Consider the following 15698-nt stretch of genomic DNA (forward strand, 5'->3'; position numbering starts at 1 on the left):
CCACGGCCTGGTTGCCGCCTTAACTGTCGCATGAAGGGCCGCAACGGCTCTCCCTGAGGACATGCAAAGGGAGACCAGTGAGGCCCGCTCCTCAGTCCATGTGGCCTGCCTCCTCCTGGTTGGAGGAGAGGAAACTGGATATTATCTCGTTTGGCGTGGTCACGCGGTTCTGGAACCTGCTTATAACGGGTCTGTTGTTGTACCAGTAAAGGAAGTTCTCAGAGTGGTTGAACCCCCACCTGAACCTGTCGTAGTTCTGCCAGAGCCTTGAGAGCGAGAGGTGTACCCTGTTGCCCCCCTTGTCCGCCTCCACCTCGGCCACACCGTTGGCCTTTATGAAGCTCTGTATCTCCGTAGCCGCATAGAGGATGGTGAGTACGCCGCTCCTCATGATGATCTTGCCCACCTTCAGGCCGTTCTTCGCCGCAAACTCGAAGAGTGACGCGAGGACTTCCTGCACCAGCTCCTTCGTGATCTTCCTGCTCTCCCTCATGGACACGATCTTCCTGGTGGAGAGGTCGATGCAGGCCACCGCGTACGGGTGGTCTATGGACGTCTGGTGGTAGTCAAGGTAGACGGTCGACAGCGGTGGCTCCCTCTCCTCCTCGCTCTCGGCCCTCTCCTTCTGTACCTTCCCCCTTATCATGTTCTTGGTGCGCATGTAGTTGTAGACCTGGTAGTAAGACACCCGCCTCCCCCTGCTCTTGAGCAGGTAGAATATCGTCCTGGAACCTATCTTGTAGTTGTTCCAGAGTTCGTCTATCTCACGCGCGTCCTCCTCGCTCAGCTTCGAGGACCTCCTCTGGGGCCTGTCGCCCGAGAGGTCTTCCTTCAGTATCTGCTGTATCCTCCTGGGCGTGACGTTGAACATCTTCGCCAGATCCACGACCCGGTACCCCTTCCTGACACTCTCCACTATGAACTTCTTATCCTCACTGGTCAGCATGGTAATTGTCTATGCCCGGGAGCATTCAAAACGGTTTTTTGCAGACTGGTTGTCACCTTCATATGTATGTGTGAGGTGCTGTTGCGCAGGGCCCGCTGGCTATGGGTGCGCCCGTGAAAAATTTCGCATACCATACGCTGGCCCGTTTAAATACTTGCCAGTGAATATACACAAGGACTTACAGAAAGACCTGCGAGGTAAAGGAAGATGAACAGTTTCAGAATGGTCAGGAGGCTGATCCGGAAGGCGTTCTCCCTCAGGGAGGAGGACCGTTCCGAGACCGGGATAGGCGTCCTGATAGTGTTCATAGCCATGGTGCTTGTGGCTGCTGTGGCGGCCTCTGTGCTGATACACACTGCCGGCATACTGCAGCAGAAGGCCACGTCCACTGGCTCCAACACGATACAGCAGGTGTCCAGCGGCATAGCCACAACTGAGGTGCTGGGCTACGACTATGCGAACCCGCCCGAGAGCGGCGGCATAACCTACCTTGCCATCATAGTGACAACAAACTCCGGGGGGTCACCTGTCAACCTTGCCAACGTCACCCTAACCCTGACGATAGACGGGACCACCGCCATACTGGTCTACAACCAGAGCATATTCGCTGACATATCCTCAACGGGGTCGGATAACCTCTTCGGCCTCTCCGTGTGGTCGGAGCTGGGCAGGTCGCACAACAACCCAACATCGTTCGGTGTCATAGTGATAAAGGATCCGAGCAGCTCCATGACATCGAAGTACCCTGTGCTCTCACCCGACGACCAGGCGGCGATAATACTGAACGTGACCAACACCTTCGGCACCAACATATCCCAGGGAGCCTCTGTGGAGGGTCAGGTGACTCCTGAGACCGGCGCCTCGGCACAGATAGAGTTCACAGCACCACAGTCCTTTGTCTCCAGGACGATCACGCTGCAATAGACACCTCGCCTCCCCTTCAGCATGTGCCCGGGCTGCTGCAAGGGGAGTGTACAGGACTGGGAAAAGTAGATTTACCATATCCCCATGACCACGGGTGCAGCAGAGCAGGCCTGTGGACTCAGCGGTCACCGCTGTGGCAGGCGGTGTGATAGTGGTGGCAGTGGGCCTCTACCTCGTCTACGTTATAACAGGGATACTCCATAAGACGGCTGGCCTGTCACTGGTACTGGCCGGCACGGCCGTTGGGGTGGTCATTATTGCCCTCGGCCTCCTTGCCCTCAGGTACCCGGAGAGGCACAGGCTACTCGGGGGCCTGATAATGCTCTTCGGCTTTCTCAGCTGGCTCGGTACCTCCGGTGGCTACATAATGGGCCTGGTGGTGAGCATCATCGGCGGCATCATGACCGTGGTGTGGAAGCCCCCTGCCCAGGCACCTCCGCCATGAGCATGTTCCAGTCCACAGGCTACAGGCGAAAGCGCCAGGAAACACCAGGCCTCAACGCATGCTGAAAATTAAAGCGCGGGGAGTGGGATTCGAACCCACGCTCTCATACGAGAAACAGCTTAGCAGGCTGCCGCCGTACCTCTGGGCCATCCCCGCAGATGCCTCAGGAGCCGTACCTGTCCTGCAGGTCGTTGGCTATCTGTTCGAGAACCTCCTCGAAGTCCTCGTTTTCAAGCGTTACAACGTCACCGTTGGGCAGTATGATTTTCGCGTAGTATATCTCACCGTCCTTTGAGATCTCCACCTTAGCCAGGTTCTCCGCCATGCCATTCCCGTACCGTTACCGCATATATTAGAGCTTTGATGGCCTCCAGGGCGCCCTTGAAAAGTATAAATATGGGTTCTCCCTTCGGATTGCGGAGGTGTGAAGTTGGTCACATACTCAAAGAGAAGGGACTACGACGATGACGACGACTACGACGACGAAGACGACGACGATGACTTCTGATCAACCTTCATGGTGAACGCGAAAGGTGTTCGATTAGAAAAAATGTATACTTTTTGAGGTTTTGGTGGCCTTGATATCCATCGATTCGAGGATCCTCGAGACACTGGCAAGGAGGGGCATAAGCGAGCTGACGGAGCTTCAGAGGGATGTTTTCCCTGTTATACTCTCCGGCGAGAACGCCCTCATCCTCTCGCCCACAGGATCTGGAAAGACCGAGGCCGCCCTTGTGCCTGTGCTGCAGAGGATCCTGGAGCAACCGGGAGAACCGGTGCAAGTCATATACGTGACGCCCCTGAGGGCACTGAACAGGGACCTCATGCAGAGGATAACGGGCTATGCAACAGACCTGGGCCTCAGGGTGCAGGTGAGGCACAGCGACATAACAGAGGCTGACAGGCGGGAGATAGCCAGGAACCCGGCGGACATCCTGATCACCACTCCGGAATCGCTTCAGATAATGCTGTCCAGCAGGGGCCTGAGGGAGATCGTTTCCAGGGTGAGGTGTCTCATTGTCGATGAACTGCACGAGATGGCCCAGAACGAGAGGGGCGCTCAGTTCGCCCTGGTCATGGAGAGGCTCAGAGAGGTGGCAGGTGACTACCAGAGGATCGGCCTCTCGGCCACAGTGGGCAACCCTGGAGATCTCGCCCATTACCTGGACCCGGTCAGGGGTGCCCGGATTGTCCAGAGCCCGGTATCGAAGAGGCTGGACATAAGGGCCATCGTTCCGCCGAAGGCCCCCAGGGAGGTCGCGGAGAAGATGGGCTGCGACGAGCAGTATGCAGGCGCAATCCTCCTCATCTGGGAGCTGATCGAGAAGCACAGGGGCACCCTGGTGTTCACGAACACAAGGAGCGTGGCCGAGGACATGGCCTTCAGGCTGCGCCTGCTCCTGGGCGACCCGCCTGTATCTGTCCACCACGGGTCGCTCTCAAGGGAGTCAAGGGAGAGAGCGGAGCAGGACTTCAAGGAGGGCAGGCTCAAAGCCCTGATATGCACCTCTTCCCTGGAGCTCGGGATAGACATAGGCACCGCGGACCTTGTGCTGCAGTTCAACTCGCCCAGGCAGATAAACAAGCTCGTCCAGAGGGTTGGGAGGTCAGGGCACTGGATAACCAGGGTATCTAAAGGCTACGTTGTCTGTTCCGACGTGGTGGAACTGGAGGAGGCAGCCGCCATAATAGGGTACGCCTTCACCGGCCACACGGAGGACATAAGGATCATGGAGAACTCGATGGCCACGCTGGCCAACCAGCTCATATCGGAGATCAGGGTGCTCGGGCGCGACCACTGGACACACCTCTTCTCACTCTTCAGGAGGGCGTACCCGTTCAGGAACATGACCGAGGAGCAATTCCTGGATGTTGTGAAATTCCTCTCCTCCACGGGCAAGCTGAGGTTCGACGGTGAGTCCGTCTCGAGGGGCAGGGGAAACCTCACCTACTTCATAGAGAACATCAGCATGATACCCAGCGAGAAGAACTACAGGGTAATCGACATAGGGTCCAACAGGTTCGTTGGCACACTTGACGAGAGGTATGTGGTGAGCGAGATCGAGCCCGGGACATACTTCGTCATGCGCGGCGAGACATGGAGGACCGTGAGGGTCGACGAAGACCGCATACTTGTGGAGAGGTTCCCCACCGCCGCGCTTGCACCCAAGTGGTCCGGGGAAGACATACCTGTGCTCCCTGACGTTGTCAGGAGGGTTTCGGAGAACAGGAAGGCAAGGCACATAGAGGACGCTGTGGACCCGGAATCGAGGCAGCGCCTCGAGGAATGGTATTCCGGCAGCCTGGCCACCCTGGACGAGGTACTCATAGAGGTCAGGGGCCCGGAGATCATAGTGCAGGTGCTCCTCGGGACCAGGGGAAACTTTGCCCTGGCCGAGATCCTGTCCAGCATCTTCACGCAGGTCACCGGTGAGAGTGTGGAGATGGACTACTCGCCATACCACATCTACTTCCGTGTGTCCAGGAGGTTCAGGCCGGAGGACGTGGAGAGGGTGATCAGGTCGGTGGAGCCAGAGAACGTTGAGGCCCACGTGAGGTCAGTGGCCAGGCGCTCGAGGTTCTTCTCCAGTGTCTTCCTCTACGAGGCCAGGAAGTTCGGCGTGATCTCGCGGGATGCCGACATAAGCAGGGTGAGGCTGGAGAAGATCATAGAGGCCTACCTGGACACGCCACTCTATACCGACTCGGTGAGAAAACTCGTGCACGACTACATGGACATGCCGGCCCTCATGGCCTTCATACAGGGCCTCAGGTCAGGCCGGATCAGGGTCAGGCATGTCAGTGGGCCGCAGGCCTCGTCGGACGTCTTCCTCTCCCACTACATGGAGAGGGTTGCGCCGCTCAAGCCCACAAGGGCAATCCTGGAGACTGTGAAGAACAGGCTCCTGAACGAGGAGATGAGGCTCGTCTGCACCGTGTGCGGCAACGTGAGGACCGTGAAAGTGAGGGACGTGAAATCCGTCAGGTGCCCCTCCTGCGGCAGCTCCCTGGTCGCCGCCCTCTCGCCATTCGAGGCGGAGAACGGGTACAGGGACTTCTCGAAGTTAAGTGAGAGGGAGAGGAGGAGGCTCGTGAAGAACGCGCACATAGTGCGCGAGAGGGGCACGGATGCACTCATCGTTCTGGCAGCCAGGGGAATAGGCCCTGAGACCGCATCAAGGCTCCTTGAGGTTACCTACGCATCGGAGGAGGACCTCCTCCGCGCCATCCTGAACGCCGAGGTGGACTACGCCCGCAACAGGCGCTTCTGGGACTAGTCCAGCTTCACGTAGGTTGCGTCGCTGGAGCCGTCCTCCACTACAACTGCAGTCCCGTATGCAACTATTTCCGTCATGACCTGCGCTATATCGGAGGAATCGAAGCGCAGCGATATCACCGCATTCGCGCCCATCGAAGACGCTCTGTCCATGAGCCTCTGCACAGCGACGCTCCTGGCATCGTTTAGCATCTTCACGTACTCGTTTATCTCCCCGCCAGCCAGGCTCCTCAGGCTCGCCATAATGTTGCCGCCGAGCCCCCTGCTCCTCACTGTTATGCCCCAGACCGTGCCGATGACCTTGACGATCTTCTTGCCGGGCACGTAGTCGGAAGTGACAGCAGTTATCTCCGCCATGGCTGGCCCAATAGGGCAATTTATATTAAACTTTCTTTACATAATTCTTGAAAGATCTTATGTGTGATACTCCTCTTTTACCTTACTGAAATATACAGGAAGGAAGTGTCATTCTGCTCCTTAGAGCCGGGCTCACCGTTCTTGTTCTTGTAACTATACTTCTTACTTCGGGAGTTGCAATAAATCCCTATTTTCACCCGGCCAATGCAGTAACGCCCCCTGAATATTACGACCTGACCCGTGCAGACAATGGTTTTTTGTTACAGTAATCCCACCATGCCTGACCAGACAGACCACGGATATGGGTGTGGCTATGAATTTCCCCACAGGCGCACCCGTTAACGTATCCGGTCTGATCCAGGTCAAAGGCCTTGCAAACCTGATCTATCACACCATTGAGGAGTATGAGATAAAACCAACAAATGATGTTTCGGGTATCATAGACTTCAACGATGTGCCACCTGGCTCAACAATTAACAACCTAGTAGAATATTCATTGATGCACCTGCGGACAGGTGACAAGTCTGGCAATTGACCCAATCTGAAACTATTTTTATTATTTTTATTTCTGCATCGCAATATCAGGGGAGAAGCATCACACACCTGAAAAAGTTTATTGCCTTCCATTGCCCTGATCGCATGAGATGCGGGAGCCCAGGATACTCAAGGTTCTTGAGAAGTACAGGGCCAAGAACTTAAGGGTGCCTATCATTGTTGAGGGCAGGAACGACGTGAACATGCTGAGGCGCCTCGACTTCAGGGGAGAGATAATAACCATGAACAGCGGCAACAGCCTGGTGGCCTTCACAGAGGAGGTCGCCAAGGAGTTCAGGGAGGTCATAATCCTCACCGACTTTGACAGGAGGGGGAGGCAGATGAGGGTTGAGTTCGAGAGGCTATTCGTGAGCCTGGGCGTGCACGCGGACACGTACCTGTGGGAGTTCCTGTACAGGAGCGGGGGCATTAGGAGCGTTGAGGAGCTGGGCTACGCACAGGAGAAGGCAAAGCAGAGGCTGCTGCAGCAGTAGGAACGCAACCTATTTTACCGCCCCGCCGATCTGTGTGGGATGGCTTCGAACATCAGGATCACCTTCTTCGGTACCGGCGGGTCGTGGCCCACGCCCGGGAGGGGTATGCCGTCCATAGGCCTCCAGATAGACGAGGTGTTCAACCTCCTGGACTGCGGGGAGGGCACGCAGAAGCAGATAATGAAGAGCAAGCTCTCCTTCATGAGGATAAGGAACGTCTTCATAACGCACTTCCACGGTGACCACTTCCTGGGCCTCCTGGGCCTGGTGCAGAGCATGTCGTTCAACGGCAGGGAGGAACCGCTGGACATATACGGCCCTGCTGGGGCCATTGGCATACTCTCCAACGCACTGAATGTGGGCTACTACACCTTGGGCTTCCAGGTCAGGATACACGAGCTCAGGGCCGGTGAGGCCTATGACCTTGGAAAGTTCGTTGTGAGGACGCACAGGAACGACCACCCCGTGCCTGCACTGGCCTACTCCTTCGAGGAGAAGGACATGGTGAGGATAGACAGGGAGAAGGCCGAGAAACTCAGGATACCTTCACGCCTCCTGGAGAGGCTCAGGGAGCAGGGCTCAATCGAATACGGGGGCAAGGTCTACACAATCGAGGACGTGAAGGGCGGCATAAGGAAGGGGAGGAAGGTGGTCTACACGGGTGACACGAGGCCCATGGCAGACATGGCTGAATTCGCCAGGGACGCAGATGTCCTCATACATGAGACGACGACAGATTCCTCGCTTGAGCCCAAGGTCAACGAGTATGGGCACAGCTCCTCGAGGCAGGCCGCCGAGATCGCCAGGGACGCGGGAGTGAGGAGGTTCTTCCTGTTCCACTACAGCCCCAGGGTATCGGACCTCGGTGCCTTGGAATCGGAGGCCAGGGGGATATTCCCGGAGAGCTACCTGAGCAGGGAGCTCATGGAGTACGATGTGCCCGTGAGGAGGTGATCAGAGCCTGCTCTCGACCACTCCCCTGCTGCCCTGGTAGTTCCCGCTCCTCTCACCGTAGGCCCTGTCCGGCGGCCTCTCCATTCTGATTATGACCATCTGGGCCACCCTTTCGCCCCTCCTGATCCTTATGCTCTCCTGCCCGGCGTTGAAGAAGGATAGTGTGAGGTTTCCCCTGAAGCCCGAATCGATGAAGCCGAAGGAGCCGATGACGCCCTTCCTGGCGAAGCTGGACCTTATCCAGATCTCCGCGCAGTAGCCCTCAGGTATGTAGATGTATTCAAGCGTCGAGACCAGGAAGTGGCCCATAGGCGCCACCTCCGCCTCATCTGCCTCTCTCCCCCCGGCCTTCACAGACCCGACCGTGAGGTCGTAGCCGTTGGGTGTCAGGTTTCCCTCCCTGAACCCCTCGATCACGATCATTCCGTTCCTCGCCATCTCCTGGATCTGGCCGTCAGATATCACTGCCACGCACCTCTAACCCACATGCTCATATTATGCTTTCACTTGGCAGCGCTGTATTCCGTAGAATTGCGGTACCTGGCCATGGTGAAGTAATAGAGCAGTGCGGCGATGACGAAGGACACGTAGTAGCTTATATCAACACCGCCCAGCACCCTGGACACCGGGCCCTCGAACAGCACGCCCGGGTCCATGAAGGGCACGGAGACCGCTATGGCCAGTATGTAGGAGAGCACGGCCCACCTGTTCACCGGAAGGTTGGACATGTCCCTTCCGACCCTGGTGAAGCTGTGCACTATCATTATTGCAAGCCAGGGCGTTATCCAGTAGTCAAGGAGCAGGAGGAAAGACTCGTAGAACTGGTAAAACACGGCAAAGCCCACCACGGAGAGGGCAAAGGTCACAGCGCTCGCGATGGCCACGAGGTAGGAGCGCCTGACCTTCATCCCCAGGGAGCGCAGGGAGAGGGTGTTGGAGTAGAGGTTTATGGAGTTTGCCGAGAGACCGCCGAGGAAGATGGCCACCAGCCCTATGGCAGCGTAGGGCCCCAGTACCCTTGCAAGGTCCAGCACCGGGTTGCCCGAAGCGTCGCTGGATGCTATGGCCACAAGCATACCCACGCACTCCATCCAGAACGATGCGACCACGGACCCGAGGAATGACCACAGGAACACTCCGGAGCGCCCACTCTCCTCCCTCATGTTCCTGGAATAGTCTGAGGCGTACGGCCCCCAGGACATTATGTATGAGAAGGACGAGGCAAGGGTGACGCCGAACGCCACAGCCTGGTTGCCCGAGGCGTGGTAACCGGAGATGAGGGGAGAGGTGATAGTGTGCAGGGTGATGAACACTGCAAGGGCCCCGAGTACGAAGGACATGGCGAGCTCGAACAGGTGGATTGCCCTGTAACCCGAGAATGATATCAGGGCCACGACCACAATCACGACCGCAAGGGGCACCTCGTAGGCCAGGGAAACGTGTGCGTAGTATATGGCATAAGAGGCCAGTATGGTGTTCACTGTGAGCCATCCCAGCGTGTTGAGCCACTGCAGGCCTGACATGACTGCCCCCCCAAGCCTGCCGAAGGCACCCTTAGCCTGCTCCATCTGCGCCACTCCTGTCCTTGAGCCCGTAACGCTCATGATGCCTAGGAGGGCACCTCCCAGCAGTGTGCCCATGAGGAATGATGCAATGGAAAGGCTGATGGAGAGGCCCATGGTAATGGGTATGAAGCCCAGGGCGAAGTCGCCTATGGTCACGTTCGAGGCGAACCATATGTAAAAGAGGGCAGTGGAATTTCCCCCACGTGCAGTCTCGCTCTCTCCAGCATTCAGTGAGTGTGGCCGGGAGCTGTTCCCGAACATGTGTTCGCACCTGACATCGTATCGGCAAGACATATATTAAGGGATCGTGCAAACGTACATTTCCGCAGCACTGGCTGGGTAAATTAAATCTATCCCGGGCGCCTAACTGGCCTGATGGACCTCATCAGGAGGCTGGAGGCCCTGCTCTTCGCCACTAGGCAGCCCCTCAGCGTGTCCGACCTCTCCTCCCTCGTGGGCGAGGAGGAGGGTGCTGTGAGGAAGGCGCTGAGGCAGCTCGTCAAACAGTACTCAGGCGACGGCACCGCCATGGAGATAAGGAGGATAGGGCACAGGTACAGGATGGCCCTGAAGAGCGAGTACGTGGAGCTAGCAATGCCCGTTGCCGAGGCCGAGATGAGCAGGAGCGAGATAGATGCGCTGGCCTACATAGCCAAGCACCCGGGCTGCTTCAGGGGCGAGCTCAGGTACGTGGTGGGCAGCGATTACAAGTCTGTGCTCCAGTCCCTGAAGAAGAAGGGCCTCATATACACACGCAGGTACAGGAACAGCGAGAGGGTGAGGCTAACCAAAGCCTTCTATGAGAGGTTCGAGATAAAGGAGCAGCAGGGTGAGGGGAAGGATGTCAGTTAAGTTTCTCCTTGTTGGTGGCGGTGGGAGGGAGGACGCAATAGCCAGGAGGCTGGCGGAGGCCGGTGCCACCCTCTACGCCTTCATGAAGAACCGGAACCCATCAATAGCATCCCTGACGGCCGGTTTCAGGATAGGCGATGAGACGAGCGCACCTGAGGTCGTGAGGTACGCGAGGGAGGTGGGCGCGGAAGCAGCGTTCGCGAGCCCTGACCCCGTAATCGCAGCGGGAGTATCGGACGCACTGCAGGATGCGGGCATCAGGGTGGCCTCCCCATCCAGGCTGGCGGCAGAGATCGAGAGCTCGAAGGCCTACATGCGGGGGCTGCTCCAGAGGCACTCCATAGGTGGGTCAATAGAACACCATGTTCTCGCCTCAGAGGCAGAGGTCAGGGACCTTTTCAGGGACCTGGACTTCCCTGTGGCGGTGAAGCCCATCGGCCTGACTGGCGGAAAGGGAGTGAGGGTCGTGGGGGAGCAGCTCCCCGACATGAAGGCTGCCATGGAATACGCCCTGGAGGTTGTCACCAGGGACGGGAAGGTGCTCGTCGAGAGGAAGGTTGAGGGCGAGGAGTTCTCGCTGCAGGGCTTCTGCGACGGGAGCAGGATACACTTCATGCCGGTTGTGCAGGACTACAAGAGGGCATACGAGGGCGACAGGGGGCCGAACACCGGTGGCATGGGCTCCATCTCCGACCGGGACCACGGCCTCCCCTTCATCCCTCCGGGCTCTGTGGAAAGGGCGAAGTCCATAATGAGGAGTGTTGTGAGGGCCATGGGGCAGGAGGGAAGGCCATTCAAAGGCATCATGTACGGGCAGTTCATGGAGACCTCAGGCGGCCCGGTGCTGATAGAGGTGAACGCCAGGTTCGGTGACCCGGAGGCCATGAACGTCCTGAAGGTCTTCGATGGCGACCTCCTCGACACTTTCCTGGCCATTGCGGACGGCTCCCTGCTGTCCCCGCCGCGTTTCCGGACGGAGGCCACGTGCCTCAAGTACATCGTCCCTGTGGGCTATGGGGAGAAGCCCGAGCCGGGTACCCTCACCGTGGACAGGAGTGGCATGCCAGAGGACTTCGACATATACTACTCCGCAGTGTCCGGGACGCCTGAGAGGGTGGAGATGAGCACCAGCAGGTCCCTCGCTCTCATTGCCACAGCGGACAGCATACCTGAGGCATCGGACAAGGTGGAAAGAAACCTCTGGAGGGTGTCAGGCCGGTACTACGTGAGGCACGACATAGGCACAAAGGCGCTAATCGAGGGAAAGAGCAGGCGCATGGCCCAGGTCAAGGGTACCGGCAACCCTGGGTGACATGTTTGGGTGCCCGAAGAGTACTTTCCTCTTCACCACAGCGATCTCCCTGTCGAGCCTCACCGAGCCACTGAAGAAACCCCTCTGGTACTGCATGCTCTCCATGGCAAAGACCTCCTGTCCGTCCCTCAGCCTCTCCCTTACGGCAGGGTGGTACCTGATATCACTGAATTCGACCGCATACTCAACATCACCCTCCGTGAGGAGCGCACCCCTCCTGAGTTCCTCAGTCTCTATGTTCTTGAGTGCCACGCCCACCCTGGTGCCCGGGGGCACCTCCTCCTGGTCAATGTCGTGCACCTGTATTGACCTGACCTGCACCTCCCTCTTGACGTGGGAGACCTTCAGCCTCTGGTGCCTCCTCAGCGTGCCGCGGAGCACGAAGCCAAGAGCCACAGTTCCAACGCTCCTGACCGTGAAGAAGTGGTCTACTATGACTGTGGTCGGCCCCTCAGGTTTTGGGGACTTCATCTCCAGGACCTGCGCCTGCACCTCCATCGGGCTTCCCTGGAGTACTGACGAGACCTTCAGGCCTGCAGCCCTGGCATAGTTCCTGAAGGTATCCATGTCGGACCCATCCGGGGCATAGACGAGTGCGGGCTTGCCCGAGAGGGATGCTGCGACCATGACCTCCGCCATGTTCCTGTCCGGCTTCACCGCGGGGAGGAGGACGAAGTCCGCAGGGTACATGGCATCTGTGAGGGACGACAGCTTCTCCGGGTACCTGGTCGCTGTGAGGTACGTGACGATCCTCTCGCCCTCCTTCTTGCTCCAGATGCCTATATCGCTCTCCGTGTCCTTCTTGGCAACCTCCCTGATGTAGTCCTCCATGCCGTACGCGAACGCAGTTATTCCGGGTTCCATATCAATCACCGCCAGTGGCCAGGGACCTCAGCAGCTCTATGAACGAATCCCTGTCGTCCGGTAATGGCGTCCTCTCATATCTAACTCCCCTGGCGACCAGGCTGCCGCCAAACTCGTAGTCCAGGTCGTAGAGGACCTCCAGGTGCGTGTAGACGAACCCGACCGGCACGGCCAGGACCTTCTCCCCCTCCCTGATGTCCCTGGTAACATCATAGACCGACGGCCGGAGCCACCTGTCCCCGTACCTGCCTATGCTCTGGAAGCCCCACAGGTACCTGTCGAGGCCGAGCATCTCCGATATTCTCTCCGCGCTCCTCCTGAAATGGCCCACATAGGCCTCCTCGCCGCTCTCCCTCAGCGGGAGCGAGTGGGCATCGTAGAGCACATGGGCACCGCCCACCAGGGGTCTCACAATTTCAGCCCACATGTCATAGAACCTATCACCTGCCCTGTCCAGGGCATCTATGAACTCGATCTGGCCATCGTAGCCGACTGCAGAGAGCGATGCTTTGAGGGGCTCCAGATAAGACTCCTCCACGTTGTCTGATGGGAATGGGAAGAGCATGATGGCCCTTATGATCCCGGCCCCCCAGTCCCTGGCCTCCCTAACCGCGCTCTCTATTGACGGCCTCCAGTGCTTGAAGCCAAGCATGACCCTGAAATCGCCTTCCCTGGCCAGCCTAGCCTCGAGTTTCTGCCTCACGCTCTCTATGATCCTGTTGGACGGCGATACGCCGCCAGCCATGCGGTATTTTTCGACGTTCTCCTTCACTGCATACTCCGGCGGCTCGTGGCCATGGTATATGTCCCTGAGGTATTCCATTATGTCATCAGGGTTTGTGGGGCTGCCGTATGCCATGAGTATTACCGCTTCCCTCATGCACCACCACCATGAACAGTTTCAGCAAGCGCCCTGAGCGTCTCCTCATCCGTGTCCGGCCTCACGCCGTGGCCCAGGTTGAATATGTATCCTGCCCTCCCCTTCATCCTTTCCTTTATCTCCATGGCCTCCCTGATGCACTCCTCCCGGCTGGCAGAGACAACATAGGGATCAAGGTTGCCCTGTATGCCCCTGTCCCTCAGCACGCTGGACGCCCTGGCCAGGTCAACCCGCCAGTCCAGGCTGTATATGTCAGCGTCAAGTTCCCTCAAGACCTCCAGGTAGCCGGAAGTGCCTGTGGAGAAGAAGATGACGGGCTTCCCAAGTTCCCTGACAGATGAGACGAAATCACGCAGTGCTTCGAGGTAAAAGTTTCTGATCGTGCTGGGTGAGAGTGCTCCGAGCCAGCTGTCAAAGACCTGCACGGCATCCACCCCACCGGACACCTGCTCCCTCGCCGCCTGGAGGAGCGCCGCAGATATGTTCGAGATGGCCTCCATGAACTCCTCTCTCCTTGTTAGCATGAACTTCCTTGTTACCTCGAGTTCCCGGTCCGTCCCGGTGGACAGGACATATGATAGCACGGTCAGGGGGCCACCGCAGAAGCCTATGACCGGCACATCGGGGTCCCTCTTCCTGAACGCCTCAACGCTCCCCCTCAGGGGAAACACGTCTGGCCTGACCTCGACCTCCCTGCCCCAGGGCACCGGGCCGGAGACCACTGGGCCGATGCCCTCCTGGAATTCCACGTGCATGCCTATGTATTCCAGGGGCAGGGTTATGTCCGAGAACAGGATTGCGGCATCAACCCCTAGCCTCTGGACAGGCGCTTCCATGACCTCAGAGACGACATCGGGCAGCATGCAGACCTGCCTTATCGTGTACCTCTTCCTGACGTCCCGGTAGGCCCGCATGTAGCGGCCGGCCTGCCGCATGAACCAGACCGGTATGCCCTCGGTCTCCTCGAGCCTCAGGGCCCTGCGCATGTCCCGGTACGACATATTCAAGGCCTTGTGCGCCTCACGGTCCTGGGGTATGGTATGGCGTCCCTTATGTGATCGAGGCCCATGACCCACATGGCGAGCCTGTCCATGCCCAGCCCGAAGCCAGAGTGGGGCACGCTGCCGTATCTTCTGAGGTCGATGTACCAGTAATAGTCCTCTGGCCTCAGGCCGTTCTCCTCCATGCGCTTAAGGAGCACATCGAGTTCCCATATCCTCTCCCCACCGCCTATGATCTCCCCGTAACCCTCAGGGGCGAGGAGGTCGTGGCATAGGACCTCTGACGGGTTCTCCGGGTCCGGCCTGTGGTAGAAGGCCTTCAGCGAAGCAGGATAGTGCGTTACGAACACTGGCCTGTCGAAGTGCACCGTTATGGCCCTCTCCTCATCCGCTCCAAGGTCATCTCCGTACTTCAGGCCCAGGCCCCAGCCTGCGGCCATCTTCATGAGTTCCGCGTACCTGACCCTCGGGAACGGCTGTTTCACCTTCTCCAGCTTCGATACATCTCTCTTCAGTTCAGCGAGGTCATCACTGTTCTCCTCGAGGACCCTCTTCACTATATATACGATCATCCTCTCCTCGATGTCCATCATGCCGCTGTTGTCCACCCAGGCACACTCCGCCTCGCCGTGCCAGTACTCTGTGAGGTGCCTCCTGGTCCTGGACTTCTCCGCCCTGAAACTGGGCGCCAGCGTGAAGACGTTCTCCAGGCTGAAGATCATGGTCTCCAGGTAGAACTGCGAGCTCTGTGTGAGGTTCACCTCCTCATCGAAGAACGGCACCTTGAAGAGCGTTGAGCCCCCCTCAACTGCAGTCGATACCATCATGGGCGCCTGTACCTGGTAGAAGCCGTTCTCGTAGAAGAAGTCAGAATAGGCCCTGAATATCGTGGACCTTACCTTGAGGACAGAGGTCATCTCCCTGCTCCTGAGCCAGAGGTGCCTGTTGTCCAGGAGGAACTCCTCCCCCTTGTCCCTTGTTATGGGGAAGTTCTCGTTCCTGTGGTAGAGGCGGAAGGACTCTGCGTCCATCTCGTATCCGGTCACGGCCCTCTCGTCCTTCCTCACCGTGCCGGTGAACTCGCAGCTGCTCTCCACTGTCATGCCCTCTATCTCTTTATACGTGTTCTCATCCAGCCTGTCTCCCCTGGCCAGGACCTGTATTATTCCTGTGGAGTCCCTCATGACGACGAACGTCAGTTTCCCGGTGCTCCTTATCCTGTAGACCCAGCCCCTTATGGTGAAACGCTTCCCCACACTGTCATCGTTGAGCAACTCGGAGATGTGAGTCATT

General features: G+C 58.1%; 17 protein-coding genes and 1 tRNA gene. 8 read left to right on the plus strand and 10 right to left on the minus strand.

Annotated elements, in window-relative coordinates:
* Nucleotides 1–91: 91 nt before the first annotated feature.
* Entirely contained in the window at nt 92–946 is an 855-nt protein-coding gene (locus IEW66_RS05650) for an IS481 family transposase (RefSeq protein ID WP_188681011.1), read from the minus strand.
* A gap of 207 nt (nt 947–1153) precedes the next feature.
* On the opposite strand from IEW66_RS05650, the gene IEW66_RS05655 reads away from it, so the two are divergent.
* Both IEW66_RS05655 and IEW66_RS05660 read left to right on the plus strand, forming a co-directional pair.
* Nucleotides 1154–1870 (plus strand): flagellin, encoded by a 717-nt coding sequence (locus IEW66_RS05655; protein WP_188681012.1) that lies wholly within the window; start codon nt 1154–1156, stop codon nt 1868–1870.
* A 94-nt stretch (nt 1871–1964) separates the two neighbouring features.
* Nucleotides 1965–2315, plus strand: coding sequence for a DUF6114 domain-containing protein (locus tag IEW66_RS05660; RefSeq protein WP_188681013.1), 351 nt, complete (start codon nt 1965–1967; stop codon nt 2313–2315).
* A 74-nt stretch (nt 2316–2389) separates the two neighbouring features.
* Here IEW66_RS05660 and IEW66_RS05665 read toward each other — a convergent pair.
* Both IEW66_RS05665 and IEW66_RS05670 read right to left on the minus strand, forming a co-directional pair.
* Nucleotides 2390–2471, minus strand: a tRNA-Ser gene (locus IEW66_RS05665).
* Between the two features lie 7 nt (nt 2472–2478).
* Complete coding sequence (locus IEW66_RS05670) at nt 2479–2640, minus strand: hypothetical protein (protein ID WP_171823436.1); 162 nt, start codon at nt 2638–2640, stop codon at nt 2479–2481.
* 253 nt (nt 2641–2893) lie between these two features.
* Between IEW66_RS05670 and IEW66_RS05675 the strand changes: the two genes are divergently transcribed.
* Nucleotides 2894–5593: a DEAD/DEAH box helicase gene (locus IEW66_RS05675; RefSeq protein WP_229657510.1), complete on the plus strand. Its 2700-nt coding sequence runs from the start codon at nt 2894–2896 to the stop codon at nt 5591–5593.
* On the opposite strand, the gene IEW66_RS05680 is transcribed toward IEW66_RS05675, so the two are convergent.
* On the minus strand, nt 5590–5949 hold the full coding sequence (locus IEW66_RS05680) for a heavy metal-binding domain-containing protein (protein ID WP_188681017.1): 360 nt from the start codon (nt 5947–5949) through the stop codon (nt 5590–5592). The genes IEW66_RS05675 and IEW66_RS05680 overlap by 4 nt on opposite strands.
* A 313-nt stretch (nt 5950–6262) precedes the next feature.
* On the opposite strand from IEW66_RS05680, the gene IEW66_RS05685 reads away from it, so the two are divergent.
* The 3 genes from IEW66_RS05685 (at nt 6263) to IEW66_RS05695 (ending at nt 7931) form a co-directional block, all read left to right on the plus strand.
* On the plus strand, nt 6263–6484 hold the full coding sequence (locus IEW66_RS05685; RefSeq protein WP_188681018.1) for a hypothetical protein: 222 nt from the start codon (nt 6263–6265) through the stop codon (nt 6482–6484).
* A 109-nt stretch (nt 6485–6593) separates the two neighbouring features.
* Nucleotides 6594–6977, plus strand: coding sequence for a toprim domain-containing protein (locus IEW66_RS05690; protein WP_188681020.1), 384 nt, complete (start codon nt 6594–6596; stop codon nt 6975–6977).
* Nucleotides 6978–7016: 39 nt separating this feature from the next.
* Nucleotides 7017–7931, plus strand: coding sequence for a ribonuclease Z (locus tag IEW66_RS05695; protein WP_188681022.1), 915 nt, complete (start codon nt 7017–7019; stop codon nt 7929–7931).
* Here the strand turns inward: IEW66_RS05695 and dcd are convergent, their stop codons facing one another.
* Complete coding sequence (gene dcd, locus IEW66_RS05700) at nt 7932–8396, minus strand: dCTP deaminase (RefSeq protein ID WP_229657511.1); 465 nt, start codon at nt 8394–8396, stop codon at nt 7932–7934.
* Nucleotides 8397–8434: 38 nt separating this feature from the next.
* Nucleotides 8435–9757, minus strand: coding sequence for a purine-cytosine permease family protein (locus IEW66_RS05705; protein WP_188681024.1), 1323 nt, complete (start codon nt 9755–9757; stop codon nt 8435–8437).
* Nucleotides 9758–9871: 114 nt separating this feature from the next.
* Here IEW66_RS05705 and scpB point away from each other — a divergent pair, with 114 nt between their 5' ends.
* Nucleotides 9872–10348, plus strand: coding sequence for an SMC-Scp complex subunit ScpB (gene scpB / locus IEW66_RS05710; protein WP_188681027.1), 477 nt, complete (start codon nt 9872–9874; stop codon nt 10346–10348).
* Complete coding sequence (gene purD / locus IEW66_RS05715) at nt 10338–11660, plus strand: phosphoribosylamine--glycine ligase (protein ID WP_188681029.1); 1323 nt, start codon at nt 10338–10340, stop codon at nt 11658–11660. The genes scpB and purD overlap by 11 nt, the downstream gene beginning before the upstream one ends.
* Here purD and IEW66_RS05720 read toward each other — a convergent pair.
* From IEW66_RS05720 to asnS, 4 genes are read right to left on the minus strand one after another with little or no spacing between them, the layout of a single operon-like run.
* Complete coding sequence (locus tag IEW66_RS05720; RefSeq protein WP_188681031.1) at nt 11601–12524, minus strand: EF-Tu/IF-2/RF-3 family GTPase; 924 nt, start codon at nt 12522–12524, stop codon at nt 11601–11603. The two genes, purD and IEW66_RS05720, sit on opposite strands and share 60 nt — an antisense overlap.
* A gap of 1 nt (nt 12525) precedes the next feature.
* A complete protein-coding gene (locus IEW66_RS05725) occupies nt 12526–13404 on the minus strand; it encodes a ferrochelatase (RefSeq protein ID WP_188681033.1) in 879 nt (292 codons plus the stop codon).
* Nucleotides 13401–14405, minus strand: a complete 1005-nt coding sequence (gene hemE / locus IEW66_RS05730) for a uroporphyrinogen decarboxylase (protein ID WP_188681035.1) — start codon at nt 14403–14405, stop codon at nt 13401–13403. Before hemE ends, IEW66_RS05725 begins: the two co-directional genes overlap by 4 nt.
* Before the next feature lie 2 nt (nt 14406–14407).
* Entirely contained in the window at nt 14408–15697 is a 1290-nt protein-coding gene (gene asnS, locus IEW66_RS05735) for an asparagine--tRNA ligase (RefSeq protein WP_188681037.1), read from the minus strand.
* Nucleotide 15698 lies beyond the last annotated feature (1 nt).

This window comes from Thermogymnomonas acidicola (assembly GCF_014646795.1).
GTDB lineage: Archaea > Thermoplasmatota > Thermoplasmata > Thermoplasmatales > Thermoplasmataceae > Thermogymnomonas > Thermogymnomonas acidicola.

What these genes read in the sequence shown, in the direction of transcription:
- IEW66_RS05670 (WP_171823436.1), bottom strand. Translation starts at nt 2,640, where the DNA reads ATGGCGGAGAACCTGGCTAAGGTGGAGATCTCAAAGGACGGTGAGATA.
- IEW66_RS05655 (WP_188681012.1), top strand. Translation starts at nt 1,154, where the DNA reads ATGAACAGTTTCAGAATGGTCAGGAGGCTGATCCGGAAGGCGTTCTCC.
- hemE (WP_188681035.1), bottom strand. Translation starts at nt 14,405, where the DNA reads ATGTCGTACCGGGACATGCGCAGGGCCCTGAGGCTCGAGGAGACCGAG.
- purD (WP_188681029.1), top strand. Translation starts at nt 10,338, where the DNA reads ATGTCAGTTAAGTTTCTCCTTGTTGGTGGCGGTGGGAGGGAGGACGCA.
- IEW66_RS05705 (WP_188681024.1), bottom strand. Translation starts at nt 9,757, where the DNA reads ATGTTCGGGAACAGCTCCCGGCCACACTCACTGAATGCTGGAGAGAGC.
- IEW66_RS05690 (WP_188681020.1), top strand. Translation starts at nt 6,594, where the DNA reads ATGCGGGAGCCCAGGATACTCAAGGTTCTTGAGAAGTACAGGGCCAAG.
- IEW66_RS05685 (WP_188681018.1), top strand. Translation starts at nt 6,263, where the DNA reads ATGAATTTCCCCACAGGCGCACCCGTTAACGTATCCGGTCTGATCCAG.
- IEW66_RS05650 (WP_188681011.1), bottom strand. Translation starts at nt 946, where the DNA reads ATGCTGACCAGTGAGGATAAGAAGTTCATAGTGGAGAGTGTCAGGAAG.
- IEW66_RS05720 (WP_188681031.1), bottom strand. Translation starts at nt 12,524, where the DNA reads ATGGAACCCGGAATAACTGCGTTCGCGTACGGCATGGAGGACTACATC.
- IEW66_RS05725 (WP_188681033.1), bottom strand. Translation starts at nt 13,404, where the DNA reads ATGAGGGAAGCGGTAATACTCATGGCATACGGCAGCCCCACAAACCCT.
- scpB (WP_188681027.1), top strand. Translation starts at nt 9,872, where the DNA reads ATGGACCTCATCAGGAGGCTGGAGGCCCTGCTCTTCGCCACTAGGCAG.
- IEW66_RS05695 (WP_188681022.1), top strand. Translation starts at nt 7,017, where the DNA reads ATGGCTTCGAACATCAGGATCACCTTCTTCGGTACCGGCGGGTCGTGG.
- IEW66_RS05680 (WP_188681017.1), bottom strand. Translation starts at nt 5,949, where the DNA reads ATGGCGGAGATAACTGCTGTCACTTCCGACTACGTGCCCGGCAAGAAG.
- asnS (WP_188681037.1), bottom strand. Translation starts at nt 15,697, where the DNA reads ATGACTCACATCTCCGAGTTGCTCAACGATGACAGTGTGGGGAAGCGT.